The sequence below is a fragment of the Pseudomonas khorasanensis genome (assembly GCF_014268505.2).
Classification (GTDB): domain Bacteria; phylum Pseudomonadota; class Gammaproteobacteria; order Pseudomonadales; family Pseudomonadaceae; genus Aquipseudomonas; species Aquipseudomonas khorasanensis.
On record NZ_JABWQP020000027.1, the window covers coordinates 1 to 3337 of the forward strand.

The window sequence follows — 3337 nt, forward strand, 5'->3', positions numbered from 1 at the left end:
GACCTACTCTCACATGGGGAAACCCCACACTACCATCGGCGATGCATCGTTTCACTGCTGAGTTCGGGATGGGATCAGGTGGTTCCAACGCTCTATGGTCGTCAAGAAATTCGGGTACTGACTCGTGACCAGATGGCCTCGCTTCAGCAAATTGGGTATGTGACAGCTTTCGGTGTTTGCAAGATTCGAACTTTCGGTTCATTTCGTCTTCACACACCGCAATCTGGTCTCTTTCGTTTTTCAACTCGGAGTATCAAATTGCTTGGGTGTTATATGGTCAAGCCTCACGGGCAATTAGTATTGGTTAGCTCAACGCCTCACAGCGCTTACACACCCAACCTATCAACGTCGTAGTCTTCGACGGCCCTTCAGGGAACTCAAGGTTCCAGTGAGATCTCATCTTGAGGCAAGTTTCCCGCTTAGATGCTTTCAGCGGTTATCTTTCCCGAACATAGCTACCCGGCAATGCCACTGGCGTGACAACCGGAACACCAGAGGTTCGTCCACTCCGGTCCTCTCGTACTAGGAGCAGCCCCTCTCAAATCTCAAACGTCCACGGCAGATAGGGACCGAACTGTCTCACGACGTTCTAAACCCAGCTCGCGTACCACTTTAAATGGCGAACAGCCATACCCTTGGGACCGGCTTCAGCCCCAGGATGTGATGAGCCGACATCGAGGTGCCAAACACCGCCGTCGATATGAACTCTTGGGCGGTATCAGCCTGTTATCCCCGGAGTACCTTTTATCCGTTGAGCGATGGCCCTTCCATACAGAACCACCGGATCACTAAGACCTACTTTCGTACCTGCTCGACGTGTCTGTCTCGCAGTCAAGCGCGCTTTTGCCTTTATACTCTACGACCGATTTCCGACCGGTCTGAGCGCACCTTCGTACTCCTCCGTTACTCTTTAGGAGGAGACCGCCCCAGTCAAACTACCCACCATACACTGTCCTCGATCCGGATAACGGACCTGAGTTAGAACCTCAAAGTTGCCAGGGTGGTATTTCAAGGATGGCTCCACGCGAACTGGCGTCCACGCTTCAAAGCCTCCCACCTATCCTACACAAGCAAATTCAAAGTCCAGTGCAAAGCTATAGTAAAGGTTCACGGGGTCTTTCCGTCTAGCCGCGGATACACTGCATCTTCACAGCGATTTCAATTTCACTGAGTCTCGGGTGGAGACAGCGCCGCCATCGTTACGCCATTCGTGCAGGTCGGAACTTACCCGACAAGGAATTTCGCTACCTTAGGACCGTTATAGTTACGGCCGCCGTTTACCGGGGCTTCGATCAAGAGCTTCGCGTTAGCTAACCCCATCAATTAACCTTCCGGCACCGGGCAGGCGTCACACCCTATACGTCCACTTTCGTGTTTGCAGAGTGCTGTGTTTTTAATAAACAGTCGCAGCGGCCTGGTATCTTCGACCGGCATGAGCTTACGGAGCAAGTCCTTCACCCTCACCGGCGCACCTTCTCCCGAAGTTACGGTGCCATTTTGCCTAGTTCCTTCACCCGAGTTCTCTCAAGCGCCTTGGTATTCTCTACCCAACCACCTGTGTCGGTTTGGGGTACGGTTCCTGGTTACCTGAAGCTTAGAAGCTTTTCTTGGAAGCATGGCATCAACCACTTCGTCACCCAAAGGGTGACTCGTCATCAGCTCTCGGCCTTAAGATCCCGGATTTACCTAAGATCTCAGCCTACCACCTTAAACTTGGACAACCAACGCCAAGCTGGCCTAGCCTTCTCCGTCCCTCCATCGCAATAACCAGAAGTACAGGAATATTAACCTGTTTTCCATCGACTACGCTTTTCAGCCTCGCCTTAGGGACCGACTAACCCTGCGTCGATTAACGTTGCGCAGGAAACCTTGGTCTTTCGGCGTGGGTGTTTTTCACACCCATTGTCGTTACTCATGTCAGCATTCGCACTTCTGATACCTCCAGCAAGCTTCTCAACTCACCTTCACAGGCTTACAGAACGCTCCTCTACCGCATCACCCTAAGGTGATACCCGTAGCTTCGGTGTATGGTTTGAGCCCCGTTACATCTTCCGCGCAGGCCGACTCGACTAGTGAGCTATTACGCTTTCTTTAAAGGGTGGCTGCTTCTAAGCCAACCTCCTAGCTGTCTAAGCCTTCCCACATCGTTTCCCACTTAACCATAACTTTGGGACCTTAGCTGACGGTCTGGGTTGTTTCCCTTTTCACGACGGACGTTAGCACCCGCCGTGTGTCTCCCATGCTCGGCACTTGTAGGTATTCGGAGTTTGCATCGGTTTGGTAAGTCGGGATGACCCCCTAGCCGAAACAGTGCTCTACCCCCTACAGTGATACATGAGGCGCTACCTAAATAGCTTTCGAGGAGAACCAGCTATCTCCGAGCTTGATTAGCCTTTCACTCCGATCCACAGGTCATCCGCTAACTTTTCAACGGTAGTCGGTTCGGTCCTCCAGTTAGTGTTACCCAACCTTCAACCTGCCCATGGATAGATCGCCCGGTTTCGGGTCTATTCCCAGCGACTAGACGCCCTATTAAGACTCGCTTTCGCTACGCCTCCCCTATTCGGTTAAGCTCGCCACTGAAAATAAGTCGCTGACCCATTATACAAAAGGTACGCAGTCACCCAACAAAGTGGGCTCCCACTGCTTGTACGCATACGGTTTCAGGATCTATTTCACTCCCCTCTCCGGGGTTCTTTTCGCCTTTCCCTCACGGTACTAGTTCACTATCGGTCAGTCAGTAGTATTTAGCCTTGGAGGATGGTCCCCCCATATTCAGACAAAGTTTCTCGTGCTCCGTCCTACTCGATTTCATGACCAAGAGATTTTCGCGTACAGGGCTATCACCCACTATGGCCGCACTTTCCAGAGCGTTCCGCTAATCTCAAAGCCACTTAAGGGCTAGTCCCCGTTCGCTCGCCACTACTAAGGGAATCTCGGTTGATTTCTTTTCCTCAGGGTACTTAGATGTTTCAGTTCCCCTGGTTCGCCTCTTGCACCTATGTATTCAGTACAAGATAACCATCTTATGATGGCTGGGTTCCCCCATTCAGACATCTCCGGATCAAAGTCTGTTTGCCGACTCCCCGAAGCTTTTCGCAGGCTACCACGTCTTTCATCGCCTCTGACTGCCAAGGCATCCACCGTATGCGCTTCTTCACTTGACCATATAACCCCAAGCAATCTGGTTATACTGTGAAGACGACATTCGCCGAAAATTCGATAATACTCAATTCAGAGTAACTCACAAATTTTACCTTAGCCTGATCCGTTACCAGTGAAAGTAACGTTCAGTCTATCTTTCTATCACATACCCAAATTTTTAAAGAACGATCTA

2 rRNA genes are annotated in these 3337 nt (G+C 51.1%); both read right to left on the reverse strand.

The annotated features are described in order from the left end of the window. Window positions 1-106: ribosomal RNA gene (gene rrf / locus HU727_RS25370) — 5S ribosomal RNA — on the reverse strand; the annotation flags it as partial. A gap of 167 nt (window positions 107-273) precedes the next feature. Then, window positions 274-3167 (reverse strand): 23S ribosomal RNA (locus HU727_RS25375). Window positions 3168-3337: the final 170 nt, after the last annotated feature.